This is a genomic window from Shewanella sp. LC6, from assembly GCF_006385735.2.
GTDB classification, from domain to species: Bacteria; Pseudomonadota; Gammaproteobacteria; order Enterobacterales; family Shewanellaceae; genus Shewanella; species Shewanella xiamenensis.
Map to the genome: position 1 here is coordinate 3,590,421 of NZ_CP043902.1, position 26,728 is coordinate 3,617,148.

Sequence of the window (26,728 nt, forward strand, 5' to 3'; positions counted from 1 at the left end):
TCTTTAAGAATCTAGGAGTGCTCATGGAGTTTAGCGTAAAGAGCGGTAGCCCCGAAAAACAACGCTCAGCCTGCATCGTTGTCGGTGTTTATGAACCCCGCCGTCTATCCGGTATCGCCGAGCAATTAGACAAGATTAGCGAAGGGTATATCAGTAATCTACTGCGTCGCGGCGATTTAGAAGGTAAGCCTGGGCAGATGTTATTACTGCACCACGTTCCTAATGTATTGAGTGAACGAGTGCTGTTAGTCGGTTGCGGCAAAGAACGAGAACTAGACGAGCGCCAGTACAAGCAGATCATCACTAAAACCATCAACACCTTAAATGAAACAGGTTCAATGGAAGCCGTATGCTTCTTAACCGAGTTACACGTTAAAGGTCGCGATACCTATTGGAAAGTTCGCCAAGCGGTCGAAACCACCAATAGCAGTTTATACAGCTTTGATGCGCTCAAAACCCGTAAAGGTGAGACCCGTCGTCCGCTGCGTAAATTAGTATTTAATGTGCCAACACGTCGCGAATTGACCTTAGGTGAACGCGCGATTGAGCACGGCATGGCCGTTTCTGCCGGTATGCATTTATGCCGCGATGTGGCTAACATGCCGCCAAACATCTGCAATCCAGCCTATTTAGCTTCTCAAGCTCGCCAATTGGCCGAAGTTCACGAAAACCTACATGTATCAACTGTAGGTGAAGAGCAAATGGCGAAACTCGGCATGAACTCTTACCTTGCCGTAGGCCGCGCCAGCGCCAATGAATCCATTATGACAGTGATGGAATACAAAGGTGCCGTCGACAGCACGGAAAAACCTATCGTATTGATTGGTAAAGGCTTGACTTTCGATTCAGGCGGTATTTCATTAAAACCGGGCGAAGCCATGGATGAAATGAAATACGACATGGGTGGCGCTGCTGGTGTGATCGGCACCATGAAAGCCATTTGTGAGATGAAGCTACCGATCAACGTCGTCGGTATTCTCGCAGGCTGTGAAAACATGCCATCGGGCAACGCTTACCGCCCAGGTGACATTTTAACCACCATGTCAGGGCAAACCGTTGAAGTACTGAACACCGACGCCGAAGGCCGTTTGGTACTGTGTGATGTGTTGACCTATGTTGAGCGTTTCGACCCTGAACTGGTGATCGACACAGCAACACTCACTGGCGCCTGCGTGATTGCCTTAGGTAAACATGCTTCTGGCCTGTTCTCATCACACAATCCACTTGCGCACGAGCTACTCAATGCAGGTGAGCAAAGTGGTGACCGCGCATGGCGCATGCCACTGTGGGATGAGTACCAAGATATGCTCGATAGCCCATTTGCCGATATGACCAACTTAGGTGGTCGTCCAGCGGGCGCGATTACTGCGGCTTGTTTCCTCTCGCGTTTCGCGAAAAAGTACAACTGGGCTCACCTAGATGTCGCAGGTACGGCGTGGAACAGCGGTGCCAATAAAGGTTCAACCGGCCGCCCAGTACCGATTTTGACTCAGTTCCTGATCAACCGTGCTGGCGTCGAATTAGGCGAATAATCCCTAACAAGACCAAAGGGCGAAGAAACATTTCTTCGCCTTTTTTATGCCGCAAAGAAAGCGAAATGCCACTGAGACTAATGCGATTAACTATCTGTTCATTCAATTTGATTTCGTGAGAAGAGTTAACAACAACCTAGATGTGAAAGAATACTGCTATTGAATATTTTTTGATTGACAGCCACGCCCTCGCCCTTTAGTTTTAGTCCCTATGAAAACAAATACCTTAGCGTTTTTTTACTTTCTTTTTTACACCCCCACTCTAGGAGGCGGATTTACTGTGTAAAAACGAAAGTAAAAATCCAAAGCCTCCCACTGGGAGGCTTTTTCGTCTTAAACGCTTGAGAATCCGGCGGCAAATGAGGTCAGAATGCAAAAACCACAGCCTTTAAATCACACTCGAGAGCAAATAACCCAGCTCGACAATGAGCTTCTCTCGTTACTCGCCGAACGTCGCCGCTTAAGTCTTGAAGTGGCCCGCAGTAAAGAAGTGGATGTGAGACCCATTCGCGACACCCAAAGGGAAAAAGAACTGCTGGCAAGATTAGTGACGGCAGGGCGAGAAAAAGGCTTAGATGCGCATTATGTTATCTCGCTGTATCAAAGCATTATTGAAGACTCGGTACTGAATCAACAGGCTTATCTTCACGGCCGCGCGAACCCTGAAACGCAAAAACAACAATACTGTATCGCCTACCTTGGCGCCCGCGGCTCCTACTCTTACCTCGCCGCATCTCGCTATTGCCAACGTCGTCAGGTTGAGATGCTCGACTTAGGCTGCCAAAGTTTCGATGAGATAGTCCAAGCCGTTGAGTCAGGTCACGCCGACTATGGCTTTTTGCCGATAGAAAATACTTCGTCCGGCTCAATCAACGAAGTGTATGACGTACTGCAACATACCAGTCTTTCCATCGTGGGCGAGACGACTATCGAAGTAAGCCATTGTCTATTGGGCAAACCGGGCAGCAAACTGAGCGATATCAAAACTGTTTATGCTCACCCGCAGCCCATCAGTCAGTGCAGCCGCTATCTTAGCCAGCACAAAGGCTTAAGACTGGAATATTGCTCAAGTAGCGCCGAAGCCATGGAGAAGGTCAACCAGTCTACCGACAATAGCGCCGCTGCGATTGGTAGCACAGAAGGTGGCGCGCTGTACCAACTCGAGTCAATTGAGTCTGGACTTGCCAATCAAAAGATTAACCAAAGCCGCTTTATTGTTGTAGCACGAAAAGCCGTAGCCGTACCGGAGCAATTGCCCGCAAAAACTACCCTGATTATGGCCACAGGCCAAAAGGCGGGTGCGTTGGTTGAAGCCCTATTGGTGCTCAAGGCGCATCAACTGAATATGAGCAAACTCGAATCACGCCCTATTCCTGGCACGCCGTGGGAAGAAATGTTCTATCTGGATATCGATGCCAATATTTCCAGCGAAGCCATGCAGCAAGGGCTCAAACAGCTCGAGAGGATCACGCGGTTTATCAAAGTATTGGGGTGTTACCCTTGCGAAACCGTAAAACCGACACAACTCAGCAATAGCCAATTGTTGATTGAACCTAATACCTCTAAAGCCGAAGTATTCAGTGAAGTAAGCACTAAGTCATCTCCCTATCGTTACACTAAGGCTTATAAGGCGCAGGCGAGTGAAATTCACTGCGGCCCCTTTACCATTGGCGCAGGCCATCTTGGTGCTATTGCCAAGATGACTCTGAGCAAAAGCCTGCTGCTAGAGTCGTCACCTGCCGTCTTATCCGCCTTTGAGCGCAGAGTGAAACAGCTAAAAGAAGCGGGTTTCCAAGCGGTGATTTTAGACGTATGCCACTCGCTCGCCTCGGTCGAAGCCATCATCCCTAAGCTGCGCCAAACCCTGCATCAGTATGATTTGCTTTGTGTTATTACTATCGAACAGGCGACGGATATGCCGTTGGCGACAGGCCAAGCGGATATGTTGTTCTTAACGGGCAAACAAATGTTTAATCAGGCATTGCTGACTCAGGCAGGCACCCTGCCGATTCCGCTATTCCTCGAACGTAACGATATGGCAAGTTATGAGGAGTTTATGGCGGCAACGGAGACGATTTTAAGTCAAGGTAACCAACAGCTTATCCTATGTGACTCGGGCATTCGTACCTATAACAATGCCAACTTACCCACTTTGGATTTAGCAAGCCTCATCCAAATCAAGGCCAACAGTCATCTCCCTATAGTGATTAATCCTTGTTATGCCATCAGCGAAGATGCGCTGCTACTGCAAACTCAAGGGATTAAACAGCTCAAAGCCGATGGTCTTGTGCTGAATTGCTCCCTCGAAGAAGATAAAGCACATGACACACTGGCGCTGATGGTCGAGGTCGTCAGGAAGTTATATCGCTAATTTGCGCGAATAACGATACCAAAGCACATACAGCCACGAATATCGTGGCTGTCTTGTTTAGGGCTTTTAGGCTTTTAGGATTTTAGGCCTCAAGCTTAAACGCAGCAGGGCTAGGTTCGCTCAGGCGCAATCTGGCTATTGGTATCTGTTGCCACCGCATTACTGCGGCGAATTAACCCCGTCATACTCGATCCCTGCACTAGGATTGAAAACACTACCACGGCATAGGTCATTACGAGTACAAGCTCTCGCAGCTCGACACCAGTTTGTGAATCGATAATCACACCCTCAGGTAAACTCATCGCCATCGCTAATGCCAGCCCGCCCCTCAAGCCACCCCAAATAAGGATCGACTCAGCATAGGGATTGTAGGACTTGACCAACCTAAACCCGATATACGGCAAAAATACACTCACCGCCCACGCTGTTAATACCAGCGGGATAGCCAGCAGCATAAACCACCATAATGGCGCCTTAAAGGTGACGAGCAGGAGTAATAATCCCAGCAGGAGGAACAGCAGCGCATTGAAGAAGGATTCAATCAACGACCAAAAAGTATAGAGTTTTACCCGCTCATGGCGCACAAAATATTTAGGCACACTGTAGTTGCCGATAATCATCCCCGCACTCACCATCGCCAGCGGTCCCGACACCCCTAATACTTCGGCGATAACATAACCCGCCGTCGGGATCAGTAAAGTCACCAGCATTAATTGGGTTTCTTCCTCACAGTAGCGAAAGAAATGGTGCAACAATACGCCCAGCACTGCGCCATAAACGATGCCCCTGAGCGCCTCTTGAACAAACAATAACGAGATTTGCGTGAAGGTCAGCGGCTCAGTTGAAAAGGCCAGATGGGAGATGGCCACAAAAATCACCAGCCCAATGCCATCGTTAAAGAGCGACTCCCCTTCCACCTGAATAGCAATATCTTCGGGCGCGCCCATCTTCTTCAAAATGGCTAAAACGGCAATCGGATCTGTGGGTGAAATCAAGGCGCCAAAGAGCAAACAATGGCTTAAGGCCAAGGGCAATCCCAGCATGGGAGCAATGTAGTAAAGCAAACCACCGACGATAAAAGTCGAGAGCAAGGTACTGACAAAGGCAAGGATGAGGATTTCCCATTTCTGATGCCTTAAGATTTTTAAGCGGATCTGTAATGCCCCAGCAAACAACAGGAAACCTAACATGCCATTGAGCAATAAGGCTTGAAAGTCGAGTTTCTCCAGCCCTGCCACAAAGTAACCATAAACATTACCGCCAAGTGCTTTACCACCCAGCAATAGCAACAGACTCATGCCCAACGCCAATGCGGTAATGGCAACGGTTTCTTGCAGCTTATGTAAACGTGAAGATGCCACTGAGGTGACTAAGGCTAACGCACAGAGAATACACAGAATTTGATAACTAGACATTAGAGCCTCTTATCTCGTTAAGATGAAAAGACTCTAGCACAAGTTTTAGACTTCTAAACCATCCAATAGACTTAACCAGCCTTTAATTATCCGATGACAAAACCAAATAATACCAAAGAGATAAATCGAAAGACTAAGCCAAGTAATCGGCAAGCAATAACCTAATATTAAGAGTCCTAAAAAAATCATATTAGAATGGCGTTGCCAACGCAGGTGCGAAGCTAGTACCGCATTGCCTTGAGAGTGTCGCTGAGACAAGTTAATAAACAAGCTCAGCAGCACAGGAAGCAGTAACAACGGAAAGCCGTACATTAAGGCGTAAAGTAAATGGCCTAAGCTGCGATCTTCAATTTTTGCGGCATAAGTGGTTGTCGTTGTCATTGAGAGACTCCAGCCGGACGATGGGACTGGGCGTGAACTCCGCCCTTGTCTTTAACCTTACGTTCTCAGCGATATAATCGCAACTACGTTACAAAAATATTTCCGTTAAGGATGGCTCAAACAACTCAATATTAGCCCAACGACAGCGTTACATCCGACTTAAGCTTAGTTGAACAGGCTAACACATATCCGGCTTCGATATCAGCTGGCGTCAATGTCATACTACTAGTTGACTCAGTCTCCCCTTCGAGCACTTGGCATTTACACGCGCCGCATACGCCCGATCGGCAAGCCGCAATAATCGGTAAACCTTCAGCTTCAATCCCCTCAAGTAACGTTTGCTCTGCCGTTAAGGCCCGCTTTTTATCCCCAATAGATAACATAAAGCTTGCGCTGGCATTAACTTGATTTGTTGATTGCATTTCAGCTTGCTTGACTCGGCTTTGCGCTTCTTTCACTGCGGTAGCAAAACTCTCGTGATACAGCTTACTCATATCAAAGTTAAGATCAGTCAGAATCTTTTTCACGGCCTGCATATAAGGCTCTGGCCCGCACAAAAATACGGTTCGCTCGGCAAAATCAGGCACTAAATCTCGTAGATTATTGGCACTTAAACAGCCGATATCGTGTAATGTTTCCTCAGTATGCCAAACCGTATCAGTGGTGACATTCTCCACAATATAACGCAGTTTAAAATCTCGATGGCGCGTAGCCATGGTCTCTAATGAAGTTTTAAAAATAATATCGGCTTGAGTTCGCGCGCTATGTACAAAAGCGATGTCGGCATTCATTTGGGTATCGGTCAAATAACGCGACATCGAATACATAGGTGTTATACCGCAACCTGCGCTCAAAAAGAGGTATTTTTGGGCTGAAATATCAAACAGATTGAACTGCCCTGTTGGCGGCAGGACTCGTACCATTTGTCCTGGCTGTAGATGATCAATCAGATAATTCGATACGAGTCCTCCCTCAACCCGCTTAATGGTCAACATTAACGAGTAAGGTCGGGACGGCGTCGAAGATAAGGTATAACTGCGGCAAGCCTGTTCACCGTTGATGTCTAGCACTAAGGTCATAAATTGACCCGGCTTATAATCAAACTTCATCGGCTCACCCGCTTGAAAGCGAAAACTCACCACATCAGCGGTTTCGTTCCAACGTTCCACACACACTAACTGACTGAAACTGTCTTGACGCGCAGGCGTGGAGGATAAAGTGATATCGGGTAGGGTATTGATATTCATAATCTTTGTATCCATAACACTGCGGCCTTATCGTCAAGCCGCAGTGATTCTATGCTATCAATCGACCTAGGCTACGTTTAGCATGGTCTTAAGATCGGCTTCCACTGTGGTGGTATTACGCAAGCCAAATTTCTCTTCCAAAATCTTGGCTAAGTTTGCAGTTAAAAATGCCGGTGGCGTTGGGCCTGTACGGATATTTTTCACCCCGAGCGACAATAGCGTCAGCAGCACGACAATGGCTTTTTGCTCAAACCATGAAAGCACGAGATTCAATGGTAATTCATTGATATCGCATTCAAAGATTTGTGATAGCGCGATAGCTAGCTGGATTGCCGAATAGGCATCGTTACATTGGCCAATATCGAGTAAGCGCGGAATACCGTTGACATCGCCAAATTCCAACTTGTTGAATTTGTACTTACCACAACCTAAGGTCAGGATGACGGAATCCTTTGGCGCCGATTTCGCTAAATCGGTGAAATAACTCCGCTCCGACTTATCACCATCACAACCTCCGACTAAGAAGAAGTGTTTGATAGAACCGTTTTTCACATTTTCAACTACTGTTGGGGCGGCAGCCATTAAGGCATTTCGGGCAAAACCGATGGTGATATTGTGTGGGATTTCATCGTAGTGGAAGCCATCGAGCGCTAGCGCCTTTTCAATCACTACTGAAAAATCATCGCCAGTCACATGGGTCACACCAGGCCAGCCTACAATGCTACGAGTAAAGATACGATCGCTATATTGGCCCACATTCGGGTCAATAATACAGTTAGATGTCATCACCACAGCGCCAGGGAAATTAGCGAATTCTTTTTGCTGGTTCTGCCATGCACTGCCGTAGTTACCTACTAAATGGGCATATTTTTTAAAGGCTGGGTATGCAAGTGCGGGCAGCATTTCGCCATGGGTATAAACATGAATGCCTTTACCCGCCGTTTGCTCGAGGATAAGCTCTAAGTCCTTCATATCATGGCCAGAAACCAGAATTGCTTTGCCTTTTACCGGTTTAGTGTTGACGACTGTCGGTTCAGGATGACCAAAGGCTTCGGTCTCGCCCGCGTCAAGCAAAGCCATAATGCGGTAGTTTAATTGGCCAATTTCCATCGCAGTGGAGAATAATTTATCTGCATCAACACTCGGTTCACCGAGAAACGCCATGATTTGATGGAAATCCGCAGCAATCTCAGCATCGGTTTTACCTAGTACACGCGCATGCTCCATATAAGCGGCCGCACCTTTAAGGCCGTATAAACAGAGTAATCTAAGTCCCAAAATATCTTCATGAATGTGGTTTTTGTCTTTATTAAGCGACGCGATAGGTGCTTGAGACAGCATTTCAAGCTTGCTTGTGCCTAACACTAACTGCGCAACCAGCGGCATCTGCTCTGCCGTTTTCCCTCTCTTTTCACAAGCGGCTTCATAGGCTGTTTTTAGATTTTCACGGTGTGTTGCAGCTTGCTGTACATAAGCAATGATCCGCTCATCATCGAAGTTGACGTTGGTTAAGGTTGAGAAAAAAGCTTTAGGAACAAAAGTATCGACTTCAGAATCTACAATGCCTAACTCGCGCGCTTTTACCGCATAAACGGAAACACCCTGCAACATGTAGATTAATAAGTCTTGCAGATCGGAGGTTGCCGCTAATTTGCCACACATACCTTGGGAATAACTACAACCATTGCCAGCGGGGGTACGAATGGTTTGCTCACACTGAATACAGAACATGGATAGACTCCTAATTTAAATTCATGCTTTATTTATGCATGTTTAAAATTAGTCTACCTAAACCGAAAATAAGCGACAGTGTTTTCTTACCTTGAATGCCAAATCTTAGAGAACGATCACCTTAAGCAGTTGCTAATTTACACAATAAAAGTGACTCAAAACCCATAAAAATGCCCATCAAAGATGGGCATTTTTATGGGTAACTCATTCATTATTAGTTCGTTTTCATATCACTTACCGATTGCAGCATCATGCGGCTTTCGCGCTGAAACTGCGGCGCAAAATCACCAAACCACTTAGCAACCGTTTGGAACTGGTTGATAAACGCTTCCCTATCGCCCCGCTTTAATAGCTCTAATGCCTCGCGATAGTTATCCAAATAATCGCCAATCGCATGCTGGCTGTCCTGTTGGGCAAAAATAATATCGGCATAAAGCTCTGGGCTTTGGGCAAACAAGCGCCCTACCATGGCGAGCTCTAAGCGATAGATGGGCGAGCTAAATTGCAGCAGAGTTTCAATATCTGCTTCTTCTTTGCAAAGGTTTAAGCCATACACAAAGGTTGAGAAGTGGCGCATCGCCTGTACCAACTGCATCGCATTATCGTGGCGTTCAGGCTCGGCTTCGACAATTCGCGCGCCCCAAATCGTAATTTGCTCGAGTAACCATTGGTATTTATCCGCTTCGCGTCCATGACACACCACCACAACCTGCTTAGCTAAACTGCCGACATCTGGGCCAAACATAGGATGAAAGCCAACAACGGGTCCCTTGTGGGCAGCTAACATGGCATTCATCGGTTCAGTCTTGATAGAGGTTAAGTCGGCTAAAATACAGTCCTGTGGTAATTGGGTTAGTTTTGCACGGATAAGGTCGCAGGTGATAGCAATAGGTACTGTTACCAATACCAATCCGGCGTCAGCAAATAAGGTTTCCGCTTGCTGCCAGTCGTCTTTATCAAGCACTTTGACCTGGTAACCCGAGAGCGACAGCATCTGTTGAAACAGTCCACCAAGCTGGCCTTTCCCTCCCACAATCACAACTGAACCTAGGTCATTTTTCACTTGCTTAAAGCCAACATCCTTCTCATTGAGATAGGACTCACGCATCAAGCGGCGCAGAATATCTTCAATCAGTTGCGGCGCAATATCCATGGTTTTGGCTTCTTCGCGGCGTTTTGCCAGCATTGCGGCTTCACGTTGCGGCGCATAAATCGGCAGGCCTGCGGCATGCTTAACTGTGCCCACCTGCGCGACTAAATCTAGCCGTTTACGCAGTAAATGCAGCAATTGCTGGTCGACGCCGTCGATAAGGCCGCGAAGGTGTTCTAATTCAGTTGTGGTTTTTTCGTTCATGTTATCGGTCCACTACCCACCTAAAAGGAAGGTGTTTAAACGTTAGGCACTTAAGATTTGCTCTCAAGCATTGGCCACTTTGAGCATATCAAAACGCGTTGGCAATACCGAAGATAACTTCGATGCACCCGCACGTAAAACGCTTTCGGTTTTTTCCCAATTAATACAGGAGTCTGTCACAGAAACTCCGTAGGCCAATTCGCTTAATGGTTTATCACAACTTTGATTACCTTCGTTTAAATGACTTTCTAGCATTACGCCAATAATGGACTTATTGCCGTTGTAGATCTGGGCAAATACATCTTCACACACAGGGACTTGCCTGGTGTAATCCTTAGAGGAATTACCGTGGCTGCAATCGATAATAAGGCGCGCATTGAGTTTGGCCTTATGTAGCTGCGCTTCACATTCGGCTACACTGGCCGCATCGTAGTTTGGTGTTACGCCGCCGCGCAGGATCACATGCCCATCGGGGTTTCCCGCCGTTTGCAACAGAGCCACTTGACCCTGTTGGTTAATTCCCATAAATCTGTGGCTACTGGCCGCCGATTTAAGGGCATTAATTGCAACATCCAGCTTTCCATCTGTACCATTTTTAAAGCCAACGGGCATAGACAAACCCGACGCCATTTCCCTGTGGGTTTGCGATTCAGTAGTACGAGCACCAATGGCCGACCAAGTCACTAGCTCCGAAATATATTGCGGACTGATAGGATCGAGCGCTTCGGTGGCAACGGGTAGCTCAAGCTCTGCAAGCCAAATCATCAGCTCGCGCGCCATCTTTAAACCTTTCTCAACATCGAAGGATTCATCCATATCGGGGTCGTTAATCATGCCCTTCCAACCCACTGTGGTACGTGGCTTCTCAAAGTAGACTCGCATTAAGATGTAGAACTCATCTCTGAGTTCATCGTGTAATTTTTTAAGCTTTAAAGCGTATTCCTTGGCGGCATCGATATCATGGATAGAACAAGGTCCTGTGACGATAAGCACGCGGTGATCGCGCTTATGGACAATATCCGCCACGGTTTTGCGTGCATTGAGGATATAACGATACGCGTGCTCAGAGAGTGGCAGAGTCGCTTTTAGCTCCTGCGGTGTAATAAGGACTTTCTCTGAACTGATGTGTACGTTATTGATCGTATCCTGTTGCATGCTTACCACCTAAAACTGAAGTCATATCCCCAGGTTATCAGGAGTCTGGATCTCAAACCGCTGGGGGAAGAATTAAATAGCCGAGGCCATCATGTAATATTGTAATGATACACCATTACAATAGGCGACCAATATGCCTATTAATTGGCAGAAGATCAAGGAAGAATTTAACAAATTCGGCATTTATACCAATCGTATTAAATATCTGTTCATTCAGCGGGAGTTCAACGCGCTTTAGACAAGGCAAAGGCTTGAGGGCATAGTGGCTCTCTGTCGAAAGCCGTATTAACCCGAAACGCACTCAATACGGCTAAAAAGAAAAACGTCAGCCAACAAAAAACCGCCACTAGGGCGGTTTTCTGTGCGAACACTACGTCTTGTTTTCTGTAGCGGGTACTATTACTTAGTAGCCAGCTTTTCACGGATACGTGCAGATTTACCTGAACGATCACGTAAGTAGTACAGTTTGGCGCGACGAACGCGGCCACGACGCTTAACTTCAATGCTAGCGATCAGAGGGCTGTGCGTTTGGAATGCACGCTCAACACCTTCGCCATTAGAGATTTTACGTACTGTGAATGCAGAGTGCAGGCCACGGTTACGTTTAGCAATTACAACGCCTTCGAAAGCCTGTAAACGCTCTTTATCACCTTCTTTAACACGAACCTGAACTACTACTGTATCACCAGCACCAAACGCAGGTACGTCTTGTTTCATTTGCTCATCGTTGAGCATTTTAATGATGTTGTTCATAACTTACTCCGTTCTAGAATTAACTGAGCTACGACTAAGCATGCTTGTCCATTGCTTCAACGAACTGCGCTAAAAGAGTCGATTGTTCGTCAGTCAGAGCTAGATTTTCAAATAATTCTGGCCGTCTTAGAAAAGTCCTACCAAGGCTTTGCTGCAAACGCCAGAGTCTAATTTGTTCGTGGTTGCCACTTAGCAGTACTGCAGGTACATCGAGTCCATCCAGACTTTCAGGGCGCGTGTAATGAGGACAGTCCAGTAAACCGTCGGAGAAAGAATCTTGCTCCGCCGAAGCTTGTTTTCCTAGCACGCCAGGAACCAATCTCGATACTGCATCTATCAAGGTCATTGCGGGTAATTCGCCGCCCGAAAGCACGTAATCCCCAACCGACCATTCTTCATTCACTTCCGTTTGAATGATGCGTTCATCAATACCTTCGTACCGACCACACACCAAAATCAACCGGGATGATTTAGCCAACTCAGTAACGCCTTGCTGATCCAGCTTGCGTCCTTGAGGTGACAAGTAAATCACCTTTGCCTCTTCGCCTGCTGCTGCTTTCGCAGCATGAATGGCATCGCGTAAAGGTTGCACCATCATCAACATACCAGGACCACCGCCGTAAGGCCTGTCATCCACAGTACTGTGTCTATCATGGGTGAAATCGCGAGGATTCCACGTGTGCAACTCAAGCAGACCGTTTTTCACGGCACGACCCGTAACCCCAAAGTCTGTTACGGCACGAAACATGTCTGGGAACAGGGTAATTACCCCTAACCACATATGTTGTACCTCGACTTAAAAGTCAGGATCCCAATCCACTAAAATCTGTTTACCTTGGACATCCACCTTTAAGATGAATTGCCCTGGGACAAAGGGAACCATACGTTCCACTTTGCCGAAACTATCTTTAGCGTTGGCCTTAACAAGTAGGACATCGTTCGAACCGGTTTCCACGATTTGATCGACAATCCCCATGTTATAGCCGGTAGTATTAATCACTTCACAACCGATAAGATCACGCCAATAGAACTCGTCTTCTGGCAATGATTGCATCTGCTGCGGCAGGATACCAATTTCGCAATTGGTGAGCATTTGTGCTCGCTCCCGCGTGGTGACACCTTCAAGTTCGGCCACAACGGCCTTGCCTTGGTAACGCCACTGAGTAACTTTTACTTCACGCCATTCGCCATTTTCTTTAATAAGCCAAGGCGAATAATCAAAGATACCTTCAACAGAATCGGTATAGGCGGTGATTTTCAGCCAACCCTTAATGCCATGACAGGAGCCTAATTTCCCCAGTACGACTGGCTGTTGGTTACTGCTCATCAATCTATACCTTAACGCTATTAAGCAGCAGCTTTAGCGTCTTTAATCAATTTTGCTACGCGATCAGTTGTCGCAGCGCCGTTCGCAACCCAGTGCTCAACGCGAGCTAGGTCTAAACGTAAAGTTTCTTCTTGGCCACGGGCCAATGGGTTGAAGAAACCAACACGCTCAATGAAACGACCGTCACGAGCGTTACGGCTGTCAGCAACAACGATGTTGTAAAATGGACGCTTTTTAGCGCCACCACGAGCTAAACGAATGGTAACCATGCGTTTTCAATCCTCTAATGATTTGCTTGAAGCAAAAATAAAAACTGGAACCCCGTGTTCGCGAAGAGTCCCAGATAGAAAGCCGGAAGATTTTACCTGACTTTTCAACGAATGCAACCCAATCTGGCGATTATTAAACCTGCCATAGAATTGCCCGCCTCATTCCAAATACAATCAACCAACTGATAAGACATCAACTTTGATGAAAATCGTTGAGATTAGCGCCCAGGAAATTTCATTCCGCCAGGCATCATACCGCGCATTCCACGCATCATCTTTTGCATGCCGCCCTTAGCCGACATTTTTTTCATCATTTTTTGCATTTGGGTAAACTGTTTCAATAAACGGTTTACATCTTGAATCTCAGTCCCCGAACCCGCAGCAATACGACGCTTACGTGAGCCCTTGATTAAATCAGGGTTTTTACGCTCTTTCGCCGTCATTGAGTTAATGATGGCTTCCATTTGGCGGGTCATTTTACCATCTTGGATTTGCGCTAAAGCATCCGGCGGCAACTGACCAACACCGGGCAGCTTTTCAATCATGCTCATCATACCGCCCATGTTTTTCATTTGCTGCAGCTGTTCACGGAAGTCTTCGAGATCGAAACTACCGCCCTGCTTCACTTTGGAAGCCAGCTTCATCGCCTTTTCTTTATCGACGCCACGCTCCACTTCTTCGATAAGCGATAATACGTCGCCCATACCGAGAATACGTGAGGCGATACGGTCTGGATGGAAAGGTTCTAAGGCATCGGTCTTTTCACCCACACCCAAAAATTTAATTGGCTTGCCTGTGATATGGCGAATCGATAATGCCGCACCGCCGCGTGCATCACCATCAACCTTAGTTAAAATCACACCAGTGAGCGGCAGCGCTTCGTTAAAGGCTTTGGCCGTGTTTGCCGCGTCTTGACCCGTCATGGCATCGACCACAAACAGTGTCTCAATCGGCTTAACCGCCGCGTGCAGTGCCTTGATCTCATCCATCATGGCTTCATCGACGTGCAGACGACCCGCGGTGTCGAGAATTACTACATCGATAAATTTAAGTTTAGCGTGGGCAATGGCCGCCTTAGCGATATCGATTGGCTTTTGGCTCACGTCCGATGGGAAGAACTCCACATCGACTTCGGTCGCTAAGGTCTCAAGCTGTTTAATCGCCGCTGGACGATAAACGTCAGCACTGACGACTAATACCGATTTTTTATGGCGCGTACGCAGCAGCTTACCCAGTTTGGCAACGCTGGTTGTTTTACCCGCACCTTGAAGCCCCGCCATCATCACCACGGCTGGCGGCTGAGTGGCTAAATCCAGAGCTTGGTTTGCCTCGCCCATGGATTTTTCAAGTTCACTTTGAACAATCTTAATAAAGGCTTGGCCAGGGCTTAGGCTTTTCGCCACTTCTTGGCCAACGGCACGTTCTTTTACATTGTTAACGAATTCACGCACCACAGGCAGGGCAACATCGGCCTCCAGCAGCGCCATACGCACTTCGCGCAGGGTTTCCTTAACGTTTTCTTCGGTTAAGCGACCACGGCCACTGATATTTTTCAGCGTGCGTGACAGTCTGTCGGTTAGATTCTCAAACATCGTCCTGCTCTATACCTTTAAGGATCTCGATTAATGGGCAGTATTATAACCATGCGTGCGTATTATGCTACTGCTACGCCCCGGTTGCGTTAACTTAGGCATTTAATCTGCTACCACACTTATTTTGCGACTTGACGGCGACTATTTACACCTAACAATAAGAATCTGCTAAATTTTGCAACTTATGTCACTGCCCATTTGCCGATAGCTCATGCTATTCTAGGCAAAATATTGATCTGTATGCCCAGTTAAAACTCAAACAATCTGAAAATACGAGTTTCAAGTAGTTTGGGGATATAAGGCACCTTTAACAACACAAATAGGTTAATTACCCATGGTCATTTTTTCTGCCTCAGCCATGTTTTTTTATTGCATCGCATTGGTATTAGTGACAAGCCGGCTCTTCCATCCTGAAGGCCCTAATCGTAAAGCCGTTGCAGGTATCGCAGCGATTGCGGTGATTCTACACGCAGCCGCCCTCTCACAAGCGATATTTACCCCTGACGGACAAAACTTCAGCCTCACTAATGTGATCTCGTTAGTGAACTGGATCATCGCCTTCACCTTTACCGTGATGATGTTTAGGCTAAAAGTGATTGTGGTTGTGCCCGTGGTTTATGCCTGTTCCGTGCTCTCTGTAGCCCTGCTCTGGTTATTGCCGCCTAAGTTTATTACTCACTTTGAATTGTATCCTGAGGTCTTAGCCCACGTTGTGCTCTCTCTCATGGCATACAGCGCCCTGATGATCGCCGCCCTGTACGCGATTCAACTGGCGATGATCCAAAACAAGCTCAAAAAGAAACAACTCATGTTAAGCCCTAGCATTCCACCACTGATGACGGTAGAAAAGCAGCTCTATCATCTTGTTATTATTGGGGTCATTTTACTGAGCTTATCCCTAGCCACAGGCTTTATCTTCCTCGATGACATGTTTGCCGATGGCAAAGGCCATAAGGCGATTTTGTCAATTATCGCTTGGTTCGTGTATATCGCTATGCTGTGGCAGCAGTATTGGGTTGGCTGTAAAATTCGCACCGCAGTCATTTACACTTTAACTGGTGCAACCTTGTTATCCTTAGCTTATTTTGGCGCTCGCATTGTCAAAGAATTAATTCTTAGTTAATAATTTCAAGTCAGCTTAGGTGCTTACTCGCTAAGCTGACTTGACACCCAACGCTATTCTCGGTATTTACATAATCTTTACAGCCTAACTGGAACGTATTTTTTGGACGCTATATCGACAAGCGCACTCCTTGTTGCTTTGCTGGTGCTTATCCTCTTCTCGGCCTACTTTTCCGCCTCAGAAACGGCAATGATGACGCTCAATCGCTATCGATTAAAACATCTTGCCTCCAACGGTCACAAAGGGGCGCAGCGTGCACTGCAACTTCTCGATCGTCCAGATAAGCTTATCGGTGTGATCCTCATCGGCAACAACCTCGTCAATATCCTAGCGGCGCAGGTCGCCACCATTATAGGCATGCGTTTATACGGCGACATGGGGATGGCAATTGCCACTGGTGTATTAACCCTGTTAGTACTGGTCTTTGCTGAAGTGACCCCCAAAACCTTGGCGGCGTTGCACCCAGAACCTATCGCCTTCCCCTCCAGTTTCTTACTGCGCTGGTTGCTCGTGATTCTCTCGCCATTAGTGCGCATCATGAACATCATCACCTCCTCCTTGTTGCGCCTGATTGGGGTACATTCGGTCAAAACTAACGAGGCCCTCAGCCAAGAAGAACTGCGCACCGTCGTGCATGAGGCTGGCGCCCTCATCCCCCAGCGCCACCAAGAAATGCTGTTATCTATTCTGGACTTAGAAAAAGTCACCGTTGAAGACATCATGGTGCCGCGCTCGGATATCTATGCGATTAACGTCAACGATGACTTTAAGTTTATCAATCGCCAAGTCATCCAAAGCCCACATACTCGAGTGTTGGTTTACCGCGATACCATTGACGATGCCGTCGGCTTTATTCATCTGCGTGATGCGCTACGCTTGCAATCAAAAGAACAGTTCAGTAAATCCTCATTGCTGCGCGCCGTCAAAGAGCTCTACTTTATTCCTGAAGGCACACCACTCAATGTGCAATTAGCCAATTTTCAGCACAACAAAGAACGTATTGGCCTCGTCGTGGATGAATACGGTGACATCCAAGGACTGGTAACACTCGAAGATATCCTCGAAGAAATTGTCGGTGACTTCACCACTTCAATGTTACCAACCGCGAGTGAAGAGATTAACCAACAACAGGATGGCAGTTATTTGATTGATGCTAGTATCACCATCCGAGACTTGAACAAAGAGATGAAATGGGATTTTCCAACCGATGGTCCTAAAACCCTCAATGGCCTGATTTTAGAGTATTTGGAGGACATCCCCTCCGAAAACACGAGCCTACGCCTTGCAGGCTACCCGCTAGAAGTCATTGAAGTCGCTGACAATATGGTCAAAACAGTGCGTATCATTCCGCAGTATTATCAGTCTCAAAAGTAACTAGATTACCTCTCTACGCTAAATGCGTGGTTGATTTTATCTTTAGAAAATAGCTTAAAATTGAGCCAGTCTAGATTCCCCTATTAATCTCGATGGTGCATTTAAGCTATTACGTCTAACTTTTTGGTAAACAACATCCTCACAGGGAGCAACAATTTAGATATGTCACACACTTTAGATGTGTACTCATAATCCACGTCCATTCCCACTGACAACAAAACATCCAAATGGGCACAATTAAAAAACTTGTTACTGCCTCAAATCTCTGATAAAAATCATCCTAAGTAGAAATAATCAAGGATGAAAAAATGTTTAAATACTTAGCAATCTCATGCTCATTACTTTATTCTTCCAGTACTTTAGCCTCAAATAATCTCCCGCAAGTCCTTGATTACTATCCTACCTGTGAATATAAAAACATAAGTACAAAAAACAACCATTACACCGTTGAAATAGATAAAAATGAATTATTAGAAATAAAATACACTGACTCAACTCCATTTTATAGCAGATACTTTGAAAAAGTGTTAAAAAGCATTCAACAAGATGCATTATCAGAAGGTGCCGATGCAATTATAATTGAAAGAATCACCCTAAGGATAATTAGCGTAAAAAAAATAAAAAATAATGAATACATAGATAAAATAAAATTTATAACCACTACAACAAATATAAAATCATGCCAGAATGACATTCCCCCTACCACTCCAACCCCTTACAATAGCAAAGGCGAGAATATAGCTAAAGATAAAGAAATACATTTAACCACACTAGCTAAAAATGATTATATAAATATATATAAACAAGCTAAAAACCACCTTGCTCCAGCTGCGAATGTTACATTAAATCGTGCTTATGGCTTAAGTAATGGTGAGCCTGAATCATCTATAAACCAATTGATGGGGCCAGAGAGCGTAAAATTGTCTATGCTGGACGGTTCAACAGCGTATGTTTACGGCAGAACGCTATGGATTTATGCAAAAAACAGCCAGATTGTTAGGATCGATAAAAACCAGAGCATTCTAAATAATCATGGTAGTAATATGATTGAGCCTAGTGATAATTATGACCAAGATAACTGGATTATCGATGGCAAGATACAATTTAAAGATAAGCTAGCGCAAATACTGTCGCTCGAGGAAATAGAACAAGAAGGCAACGATTATCGCCTCGATGGAAAAAACAATAAGCTAATATTGTATTTCGAAACCTTCAGTTTAAACAATAAACATGAAACAGCAGAGATGTTAACTGGATTTTCGTTTGTTCCACGAGGAAACAGCGGCAAGCGTACTTCGATAAATTTTAATGAATTTGACAACAATAAAATAAAACAAATCATCTCAGATAAAAACGAGGATGAATTTATTCTAAGCCCCTCTCAACTTGCCAACATTATAAAAATACCCAATCAGGTTGACTCCTCACGCAGTGAGCAATGGGTCATCGCCACTGAAAATATTCTCCTCGGCATTAATGATATTGAGGCAAGAAAAGTCAGTAAAATTCGATTTACAGAGTCACTAACGAGAAACCAAAACAACGACGAATTTATGAAAACGTTGAAAAACTACAACATTCCCATCACTAAATCTGATTTTTTATCAAAAAACCAAGAGTCGGAAGATAATTTCGAACAAGTATTTTACCGAAAAGGCAATGTCTCACTCACCGCAACATTCGAGTCGGAAGATATGAATGCACAGCTAATTGATTTACTTATTGAGTTGTAAATGATTAGCCGTGCAGATCCCAAGACAAAAGGCTATAAAACCCAAACTACACTTTTTTGCTATCGAGTGCTCGGCGCTTTTCGATAGCGATAGGTGTAATCTCGGCATCTAACGCCTTTTCTAACCCCAAGATAAAATACACTTCGGCCATTAAGAAAAACGGGCCAATTAACAGTTGGTTTAAATCATCAATAAAGGCAGGCTTTGCCTTCTCGTATTGATGGCCAATCAGCTGAAAAACCCAACCGACGATAAATACCGATATAGCCAACCAGAAGGCGTTGGGAGAATCTGCCATTAACTCAGTGGTATATACGACGGGTGCGATAAATAAAGCTAGGCCAATAGCTAACTTTGCATGCAAACGAAAATAATAAACCAGCACACCTGCCCCTAAAATCACACCTAAACTCACATCACCCGCGCTGCCAAGTGGAATTCGGATTGTCGCTAATAATAGAAAAGCCGACCATATAATTAATGGGATACCAATAAAATGAGTTCGAATATTTCGCGGATTTAAATGCACACTTTTATAGGTTGATAACTGCTCTACGGCGGATTTCATCTTGGGCTCCTTTTGCTGTGTCCCTGCAAATTAGTTTATGGATAAAACTTTTGACCTAACCTAGCCCAAAAATGCCAGACTGAACAGTAAAAAGTAACAAAAATGTTGCCAAGCATTTTACGCAATAAAAAAGGGAGCTAAGGCTCCCTTTGTGCTAATGGGTTAGAAACTAGCGAGATTCTAGGATAACCGTCGCAATAGCGTAGGATTTTTCATCTGCGATTGAAATGTGTCCAACCACACCATTGAGCAAAACTAAACGTTGCAGCGCCCCTTCAGTAAAGTCAATCGTTGGCGCACCATCAGTCGTATTGCCAATGTGGATATGCTGAAAAGATACGCCACGACCAATCCCCGTCCCCAAAGCTTTAGCGGCGGCTTCTTTGGCGGCAAAGCGTTTAGCTAAATAGCGGCTCGGTTGGCTATGCTGTTGATAGATATCGAACTCAGCCTCTGTCAGTACGCGTTTAGCCAGCTTATCGCCGGAACGTGCCACATGAGCCGTGATACGCTCGATTTCAACTATGTCAGTGCCAAGCCCAACGATTGCCATTATTCGCCTCGACGACCTTCTAACATCAGCGCTTTCATATCTTTAACCGCTGTCGCTAAGCCATCAATGGCCGCACGCGCGACAATGGCATGGCCGATGTTGAGCTCATACAGCTCAGGGATTGCCGCAATCGGCTTAACATTGTGATAATGCAGCCCGTGTCCAGCATTCACCACCAACCCTTTGCCGTGAGCGTATTTTGCCATTTCGCTGATACGCGCAAGCTCTTTGGCCTCATCATCAGCCGTTTTGGCATCGGCATAGCAACCGGTATGGATTTCGATAAGTGGGGCGCCAGAGGCGACTGCGGCATCGATTTGCGTCTTATCGGCATCGATAAACAGTGACACTTGAATACCATTGGCGGCTAAGCGGCTTACCGCAGCAGTGATTTTATCTAATTGACCAGCCACATCTAAACCGCCTTCAGTCGTCACTTCTTGACGCTTTTCAGGGACTAAACAAACGTAGGTTGGTTTGACTTCGCAGGCGATGTTGAGCATTTCCTCAGTCACAGCACACTCAAAGTTCATCCGCGTCTTTAAGGTTTTTGCCAGCAGATACACATCGCGGTCGATAATATGGCGTCTGTCTTCCCGTAAATGAATGGTGATACCGTCGGCACCCGCATGCTCGGCAACCGCCGCCGCATGGACAGGATCGGGATAACTGGTGCCGCGAGCCTGACGCAGGGTCGCAATATGGTCGATATTAACACCCAATAAGATACGGCTCATCGGGAACTCCTTTATGTTGTTAAGGCGAGAATTAACGCTGATTTGCGCCCTATTGTACTGGGACAGACTATAAAAAACAGGAGCTAGGGCTAATTATTCCCATTCATCTTTGAGGCTGTCGCTTGCATAAACAACTGCCGACTCACCAGTGGCTTGTTTCCGAGCAATGGTTGCAGCATAGACCGCATCAGTCGTTTAGCTGCTAAAAACTGCTCTTGCAACAGCTCATTATCGTTAAGTGCGGTTAACATCGCACCTTGATAGGTGTGCTTTGCTCGGCTGTTTAACACAAATTGAAACCCGAGCTCAGGCACAAGCTGATAGTAATGTTCAGGGATCAGAGGCTCACCTTGTGTATCGCGGATAAGGGATGGCATAGCCCCGAGTTCCCGCAAAAGCGCCAGTTCAAGGTACCGCAGCTTCGACTCACAAAACTGCGCCGCAAGTCCTACTAAGGCTTGGTGGTAGATGAGGAATAACGCCTCGGCATTATGGTGAACCGACAGGGTTCGCATCAGCAACTCATTGATATACATGCCCGCATACAGGCTATAGCCTGATAAGGGCACGGCTGGCGCGGCCGCTTCAATTTGGCTGATGTTTTTGAGTTCTGATTTACCGCTAAATTCAAAAATCAGCGGCTGAAAGGGCTGGAGGATACTTTTGATGGAGCGTTTACCGCTCCCGACACGCGCGACGGCATCGACACGCCCAATCCCGTCGACCAAGAGATTCACCAGCGCGCTAGACTCCCGATAGGGGCGATGATGCAAAACATAACCCCGTTTCATCAATCTGCGCGCTCGTTCATGGTCAGGCTAGGCCTATCATCAGTAACAATTAATCGTCACCGTAACCTAAGCTTCGCAGGGCGCGTTCATCATCGGCCCAACCGGATTTGACCTTCACCCACACCTCGAGGAACACTTTGTTATCAAACAAAGTTTCCATATCAAGGCGCGCTTGTGTGGCGATGGTACGGATGCGTTCGCCTTTGCTACCAATCACCATCCGCTTTTGGCCTTCTCGCTCGACGAGGATCAGGGCGTTAATTTGGTAAACCCCATTTTCCATCATCTTAAACTGCTCGATTTCAACCGTCGCATCGTAGGGCAATTCATCGCCTAAAAAGCGCATCAGTTTTTCACGGACAATTTCAGAGGCCATAAAACGCTGCGAACGGTCGGTCACATAATCTTCTGGAAAGAAGAAGGGATTCTCGGGCAGAGACTCTGCCGCCATCTCTAAAATGCGCTTAACGTTGGTGCCCTTACTGGCTGAAATCGGCAGGATCTCATCGAAGGGATACTTCTTGGCCACGTCTTCCAAATAAGGGAAAAGGGCTTCTTTGTCTTTGATATTATCGACTTTATTGATGGCTAAAACGGTTTTACGCTCTTCACCGCCTCGGCGAAGTTTGCTTAACACCATCTCATCATCGGCGGTCCATGTCATGCCATCGACCACAAAAATCACCATAGACACATCGGCAAGCGAGCTCGCCGCCGCGCGGTTCATTAAACGGTTAATCGCACGCTGCTCTTCAATATGCAGACCGGGTGTGTCGATAAACACGATTTGGCGCGGACCATCGGTATGGATACCCATGATGCGATGACGCGTCGTTTGCGGCTTTTTCGAGGTAATACTGATCTTTTGCCCAAGCAAACGGTTCAGCAGGGTCGATTTCCCCACGTTAGGCCGGCCAATAATAGCCACCATGCCACAGTAGGTCACATCATAGTGAACAGACGGCGCTGCTGCGCTCGCTGCATTCATCCTTGCCAGTAATTCGTCTAAGCTCGGCTCATTGCTCGCGTTAGCGGCATCGACAGCTGGCAAGTCTGTTTTTTTGGTCATTTCTTCAGTAACTCCAATACTTGAGCCGCGGCAATCTGCTCGGCTTTGCGGCGTGAGCTCGCAACGCCAATCACGCTTTCGCTCAAGTCATCTATACGACATTCAACAGTGAATGTTTGATCGTGGGCATCGCCTTCTATGTTGATTACTTGGTAATCGGGTAGCGGCTTCTTTAACCCTTGTAAATATTCTTGCAGTAAGGTTTTAGCGTCTTTTTGATTCACACCGGGTTGAATCTCGGCCAAACGCTCGGCATACCATTTAAGTAACAGCTCACGGCACACTTCGAGGTCCGAATCTAAGTAAATCGCACCAATAATCGCCTCAACCGCATCGGCCAGAATCGACTCGCGTCGAAAACCGCCACTCTTTAATTCGCCAGGACCGAGGAATAAATAATCCCCAAGTTTAAAGGCTTGAGCAATCAAGGTCAGCGTATCGCCACGCACTAAAGTGGCGCGCATCCGGCTTAAATCGCCTTCAGTCGCCTTAGGAAACTGATGATATAAGGCATCCGAAATGACTATCGATAAAATCGAATCACCTAAAAATTCTAAACGCTCATTGTGCTTATTTGCCGCACTTCTATGAGTCAACGCTTGGGTTAGAAGGTCAATATTCTTGAACTCATAGCCCAATGTACGACACAAACGCGGCAAATTTTTAATCGGTTCCATACTAGTGAATTCCACCTACACGTTCAAAGCGCACACCGCTTGGTACCCAGGTTGGCAGGAAGTCGGCTTTTGAACGGTCAAACTCAAAACTGATCCAGATAGCCACCGCTTTACCGACAAGATTTTCTTCAGGGACAAAGCCCCAGAAACGGCTGTCGGTACTGTTATCGCGGTTATCACCCATCGCAAAGTAATGGCCTTCGGGAACAAGAAATTCACCCGCGGGTAAATTGCCATCACGCTTGAAATAACCCAACATATCAGGACGGCTTGGATTAATTAAAATATCGTGTGCCACTTCACCGAGTTGCTCTTTATAACGCAGTAAAGGCACACCATCTTGGCTGTAATCACCACGGCTGATTTCGGTACGCGCCACCAGTTCTGGCTCAGGGCAATTGGTTTGCTCCGCGCCACAGGCCTTTTGGATCATCAACTGTTTGTTGCGGTAGATAATCCTATCGCCCGGTAAACCTACAACACGCTTAATGTAATCAACCTGAGGATTCTCTGGGTACTTAAAGACGATCACATCACCACGTTTGGGCTCGCCCGTTTCAATAAGTTTAGTGCGCCATACGGGATCTTTTAGGCCATAACTAAACTTTTCAACCAGAATAAAATCGCCCACTAATAGCGTTGGCATCATAGAACCCGATGGAATTTGAAATGGCTCATAAATAAACGAGCGCAGGATCAGCACAAAGGCAATCACCGGGAAGATGGAGTGCGCAGTCTCAACCACAGTGGGTTCACGGATAATATTGTATTCGGCTTCCTCAGTTAAATTGGCCTGAGAAGCCTTGGCCAAGGCTAAGCTTTCACGGCGTTTAGGCGCAAATACCAGCACATCGACTAACCAGATCACCCCTGAAATCAGAGTGACTAGCACTAAAATAATGGAAAAATAGGCTGCCATTACGTATTGAACTCCTGCCTTGAAATGTAAAGATCTAAACTCAGCGACTATTGTATTTCGACTCGCGAACTTTAGTTAACTTACCGCATTTATAAAAAAACACCACAAAACATACGATAAGCTAAGTAAAGCGCCGCAAACTGCGGCGCAATAATAGCTAAATTGTGTTATCTCGAGTGTTACTCGTTTAGCTTAAGTACCGCTAAGAACGCCTCTTGCGGCACCTCAACGTTACCCACTTGTTTCATCCGTTTTTTACCCTCTTTTTGTTTATTTAAGAGTTTCTTCTTACGGGAAACGTCACCACCATAACACTTAGCTGTTACGTCTTTGCGTAACGCTTTTACGGTAGAACGGGCAATAATCTGGCTACCGACCGCGGCCTGAATCGCGATATCAAACATCTGCCGCGGGATAAGCTCTTTCATCTTTTCAACCAACGCCAAACCACGGTGACGAATATTCGAACGGTGAATAATCATCGCCAGCGCATCCACGCGGTCGCCGTTGATCAGAATATCTAAGCGCACCATGTCCGCCGGATCGAAGCGGATAAAGTTGTACTCTAATGACGCATAACCACGGCTAGTTGATTTTAAGCGATCAAAGAAGTCCATCACCACTTCCGCCATTGGCAGATGGTAAGTCACGGCCACTTGATTACCGTGGTAAACCATATTCACTTGAGTACCGCGTTTTTCGATACACAGCGTAATTACGTTACCTAAGTATTCTTTTGGTACCAGAATATTGGCTTCAACAATCGGTTCACGCATCTCTTCGATGTTGTTAATTGCAGGCAAATCTGCTGGATTATCAACATAGATAGTCTCACCACTGGTCATCAGCACTTCATAGACTACCGTAGGTGCGGTCGTGATCAGGTCAAGATCGTATTCGCGCTCTAAACGTTCTTGAATGATTTCCATGTGGAGCAGGCCTAAATAACCAATACGGAAACCAAAGCCTAACGCAGATGAACTTTCAGGCTCAAAGAACAATGAGGCATCGTTCAGGCTGAGTTTGTTCAGTGCATCACGGAAGTTTTCATATTCATCGGTAGAAATCGGGAACACACCAGCATAAACCTGAGGCTTCACTTTTTTAAAGCCGGGTAATGGCTTATCGGCACCATTTTTAGCTAGTGTTAAGGTATCACCCACTGGCGCACCGTGAATTTCTTTAATACCTGCGATAACGAAACCTACTTCACCGGTTTTTAGCTCGGTTTTATCGGTTTGTTTTGGCGTGAAAATACCGACACGATCTGCGGTATGGTTTTGCCCTGTAGACATCACCTTGAACTTATCACCCTTCTTGAGCACGCCATGTTTAATACGCACTAAAGAAACAACGCCTAAGTAGCTGTCAAACCACGAGTCAATAATGAGGGCTTGCAACGGCGCATCTGGATTGCCTTCTGGCGGTGGAATTTGCTCGACGATAACCTCTAATACATCATCAATACCCACACCGGTTTTTGCAGAACAACGCACCGCGTTCATCGCATCAATACCGACGATGTCTTCAATCTCGGCGGCAACACGCTCAGGATCAGCCTGAGGTAAGTCGATTTTGTTCAGGATAGGTACCACGTCCAGATTCATATCCAGCGCAGTGTAACAGTTTGCCAGCGTTTGAGCTTCAACGCCTTGGCCAGCATCCACCACAAGCAGCGCACCTTCACAGGCGGCTAATGAACGAGATACTTCATAGGAAAAGTCGACGTGACCAGGGGTGTCAATAAAGTTGAGTTGGTAGGTTTCGCCATTTTTGGCTGTATATTCCAACGTAACGCTCTGCGCCTTAATGGTAATACCGCGCTCACGTTCTAAATCCATAGAATCAAGAACTTGTGCATCCATTTCACGGTCGCTTAAACCGCCACAAACCTGAATAAGACGATCTGACAGCGTCGATTTACCATGGTCGATATGGGCAATAATTGAGAAGTTTCTAATGTGTTTCATTATGCTGCTATGACTAATACTGAAAAATGGATACGGTTCAAAGGTGGGAAATTGTACCTGATTGCGGATTCAATACCAATCAGATTC

At 46.2% G+C, this 26,728-nt stretch carries 25 protein-coding genes and 1 other annotated feature; of the genes, 5 read left to right on the forward strand and 20 right to left on the reverse strand.

Annotated features, from left to right (window positions below):
* Nucleotides 1-23 precede the first annotated feature (23 nt).
* Both pepA and FJD32_RS16125 read left to right on the forward strand, forming a co-directional pair.
* Nucleotides 24-1,532: a leucyl aminopeptidase gene (gene pepA / locus FJD32_RS16120; RefSeq protein WP_047538030.1), complete on the forward strand. Its 1,509-nt coding sequence runs from the start codon at nucleotides 24-26 to the stop codon at nucleotides 1,530-1,532.
* Between the two features lie 219 nt (nucleotides 1,533-1,751).
* Nucleotides 1,752-1,865 (forward strand) — a sequence feature (Phe leader region).
* A 37-nt stretch (nucleotides 1,866-1,902) separates the two neighbouring features.
* Nucleotides 1,903-3,903, forward strand: a complete 2,001-nt coding sequence (locus FJD32_RS16125; RefSeq protein ID WP_088585888.1) for a chorismate mutase — start codon at nucleotides 1,903-1,905, stop codon at nucleotides 3,901-3,903.
* Between the two features lie 110 nt (nucleotides 3,904-4,013).
* Here FJD32_RS16125 and FJD32_RS16130 read toward each other — a convergent pair whose 3' ends face one another.
* The 12 genes from FJD32_RS16130 to ffh form a co-directional block, all read right to left on the reverse strand.
* Nucleotides 4,014-5,318 carry a sodium:proton antiporter gene (locus tag FJD32_RS16130; protein ID WP_088585889.1) on the reverse strand — a complete coding sequence of 435 codons (1,305 nt, stop codon included), beginning with the start codon at nucleotides 5,316-5,318 and terminating at the stop codon, nucleotides 4,014-4,016.
* A 45-nt stretch (nucleotides 5,319-5,363) separates the two neighbouring features.
* The gene (locus FJD32_RS16135) at nucleotides 5,364-5,699 is read right to left on the reverse strand and encodes a hypothetical protein (RefSeq protein ID WP_088585890.1); all 336 of its coding nucleotides are present in this window, start codon (nucleotides 5,697-5,699) and stop codon (nucleotides 5,364-5,366) included.
* 131 nt (nucleotides 5,700-5,830) lie between these two features.
* A complete protein-coding gene (locus FJD32_RS16140) occupies nucleotides 5,831-6,961 on the reverse strand; it encodes a hybrid-cluster NAD(P)-dependent oxidoreductase (RefSeq protein WP_088585891.1) in 1,131 nt (376 codons plus the stop codon).
* A 51-nt stretch (nucleotides 6,962-7,012) separates the two neighbouring features.
* On the reverse strand, nucleotides 7,013-8,677 hold the full coding sequence (gene hcp, locus FJD32_RS16145) for a hydroxylamine reductase (protein WP_088585892.1): 1,665 nt from the start codon (nucleotides 8,675-8,677) through the stop codon (nucleotides 7,013-7,015).
* A gap of 214 nt (nucleotides 8,678-8,891) precedes the next feature.
* Nucleotides 8,892-10,031 carry a bifunctional chorismate mutase/prephenate dehydrogenase gene (gene tyrA, locus FJD32_RS16150; RefSeq protein WP_088585893.1) on the reverse strand — a complete coding sequence of 380 codons (1,140 nt, stop codon included), beginning with the start codon at nucleotides 10,029-10,031 and terminating at the stop codon, nucleotides 8,892-8,894.
* 63 nt (nucleotides 10,032-10,094) lie between these two features.
* Complete coding sequence (locus tag FJD32_RS16155; RefSeq protein WP_088585894.1) at nucleotides 10,095-11,186, reverse strand: 3-deoxy-7-phosphoheptulonate synthase; 1,092 nt, start codon at nucleotides 11,184-11,186, stop codon at nucleotides 10,095-10,097.
* A gap of 115 nt (nucleotides 11,187-11,301) precedes the next feature.
* A complete protein-coding gene (locus FJD32_RS25110; protein WP_088585895.1) occupies nucleotides 11,302-11,487 on the reverse strand; it encodes a hypothetical protein in 186 nt (61 codons plus the stop codon).
* 98 nt (nucleotides 11,488-11,585) lie between these two features.
* Entirely contained in the window at nucleotides 11,586-11,939 is a 354-nt protein-coding gene (gene rplS, locus FJD32_RS16160) for a 50S ribosomal protein L19 (RefSeq protein WP_006080791.1), read from the reverse strand.
* Nucleotides 11,940-11,973: 34 nt separating this feature from the next.
* The gene (gene trmD, locus FJD32_RS16165; protein ID WP_088585896.1) at nucleotides 11,974-12,720 is read right to left on the reverse strand and encodes a tRNA (guanosine(37)-N1)-methyltransferase TrmD; all 747 of its coding nucleotides are present in this window, start codon (nucleotides 12,718-12,720) and stop codon (nucleotides 11,974-11,976) included.
* Nucleotides 12,721-12,735: 15 nt separating this feature from the next.
* A complete protein-coding gene (rimM, locus tag FJD32_RS16170; protein WP_037415631.1) occupies nucleotides 12,736-13,266 on the reverse strand; it encodes a ribosome maturation factor RimM in 531 nt (176 codons plus the stop codon).
* Nucleotides 13,267-13,286: 20 nt separating this feature from the next.
* Nucleotides 13,287-13,535, reverse strand: coding sequence for a 30S ribosomal protein S16 (rpsP, locus tag FJD32_RS16175; protein ID WP_011071566.1), 249 nt, complete (start codon nucleotides 13,533-13,535; stop codon nucleotides 13,287-13,289).
* A gap of 218 nt (nucleotides 13,536-13,753) precedes the next feature.
* Nucleotides 13,754-15,127, reverse strand: a complete 1,374-nt coding sequence (gene ffh, locus FJD32_RS16180) for a signal recognition particle protein (protein WP_037415628.1) — start codon at nucleotides 15,125-15,127, stop codon at nucleotides 13,754-13,756.
* A 334-nt stretch (nucleotides 15,128-15,461) separates the two neighbouring features.
* Here ffh and ccsA point away from each other — a divergent pair, with 334 nt between their 5' ends.
* The 3 genes from ccsA to FJD32_RS16195 all read left to right on the forward strand — a co-directional run bounded on the left by ccsA (nucleotide 15,462) and on the right by FJD32_RS16195 (nucleotide 19,357).
* Nucleotides 15,462-16,250, forward strand: coding sequence for a cytochrome c biogenesis protein CcsA (gene ccsA, locus FJD32_RS16185; protein ID WP_037415626.1), 789 nt, complete (start codon nucleotides 15,462-15,464; stop codon nucleotides 16,248-16,250).
* A 102-nt stretch (nucleotides 16,251-16,352) separates the two neighbouring features.
* Nucleotides 16,353-17,624: a CNNM domain-containing protein gene (locus FJD32_RS16190; protein WP_088585897.1), complete on the forward strand. Its 1,272-nt coding sequence runs from the start codon at nucleotides 16,353-16,355 to the stop codon at nucleotides 17,622-17,624.
* A gap of 308 nt (nucleotides 17,625-17,932) precedes the next feature.
* Nucleotides 17,933-19,357, forward strand: coding sequence for a hypothetical protein (locus tag FJD32_RS16195; RefSeq protein ID WP_088585898.1), 1,425 nt, complete (start codon nucleotides 17,933-17,935; stop codon nucleotides 19,355-19,357).
* A gap of 46 nt (nucleotides 19,358-19,403) precedes the next feature.
* Here the strand turns inward: FJD32_RS16195 and FJD32_RS16200 are convergent, their stop codons facing one another.
* The 8 genes from FJD32_RS16200 to lepA all read right to left on the reverse strand — a co-directional run bounded on the left by FJD32_RS16200 (nucleotide 19,404) and on the right by lepA (nucleotide 26,641).
* Nucleotides 19,404-19,925, reverse strand: coding sequence for an Mpo1-like protein (locus tag FJD32_RS16200; protein WP_088585899.1), 522 nt, complete (start codon nucleotides 19,923-19,925; stop codon nucleotides 19,404-19,406).
* A gap of 169 nt (nucleotides 19,926-20,094) precedes the next feature.
* Nucleotides 20,095-20,478: a holo-ACP synthase gene (acpS, locus tag FJD32_RS16205; RefSeq protein ID WP_088585900.1), complete on the reverse strand. Its 384-nt coding sequence runs from the start codon at nucleotides 20,476-20,478 to the stop codon at nucleotides 20,095-20,097.
* A complete protein-coding gene (pdxJ, locus tag FJD32_RS16210; RefSeq protein ID WP_088585901.1) occupies nucleotides 20,478-21,215 on the reverse strand; it encodes a pyridoxine 5'-phosphate synthase in 738 nt (245 codons plus the stop codon). The genes acpS and pdxJ overlap by 1 nt, the downstream gene beginning before the upstream one ends.
* Nucleotides 21,216-21,304: 89 nt before the next feature.
* Complete coding sequence (gene recO / locus FJD32_RS16215) at nucleotides 21,305-22,006, reverse strand: DNA repair protein RecO (RefSeq protein ID WP_088585902.1); 702 nt, start codon at nucleotides 22,004-22,006, stop codon at nucleotides 21,305-21,307.
* 49 nt (nucleotides 22,007-22,055) lie between these two features.
* Nucleotides 22,056-23,075: a GTPase Era gene (gene era / locus FJD32_RS16220; protein ID WP_088585903.1), complete on the reverse strand. Its 1,020-nt coding sequence runs from the start codon at nucleotides 23,073-23,075 to the stop codon at nucleotides 22,056-22,058.
* Nucleotides 23,072-23,752 (reverse strand): ribonuclease III, encoded by a 681-nt coding sequence (gene rnc / locus FJD32_RS16225; RefSeq protein WP_088585904.1) that lies wholly within the window; start codon nucleotides 23,750-23,752, stop codon nucleotides 23,072-23,074. Before rnc ends, era begins: the two co-directional genes overlap by 4 nt.
* A gap of 1 nt (nucleotide 23,753) precedes the next feature.
* The gene (gene lepB, locus FJD32_RS16230) at nucleotides 23,754-24,671 is read right to left on the reverse strand and encodes a signal peptidase I (RefSeq protein WP_088585905.1); all 918 of its coding nucleotides are present in this window, start codon (nucleotides 24,669-24,671) and stop codon (nucleotides 23,754-23,756) included.
* Nucleotides 24,672-24,850: 179 nt separating this feature from the next.
* Complete coding sequence (gene lepA / locus FJD32_RS16235) at nucleotides 24,851-26,641, reverse strand: translation elongation factor 4 (RefSeq protein WP_037415595.1); 1,791 nt, start codon at nucleotides 26,639-26,641, stop codon at nucleotides 24,851-24,853.
* Nucleotides 26,642-26,728 lie beyond the last annotated feature (87 nt).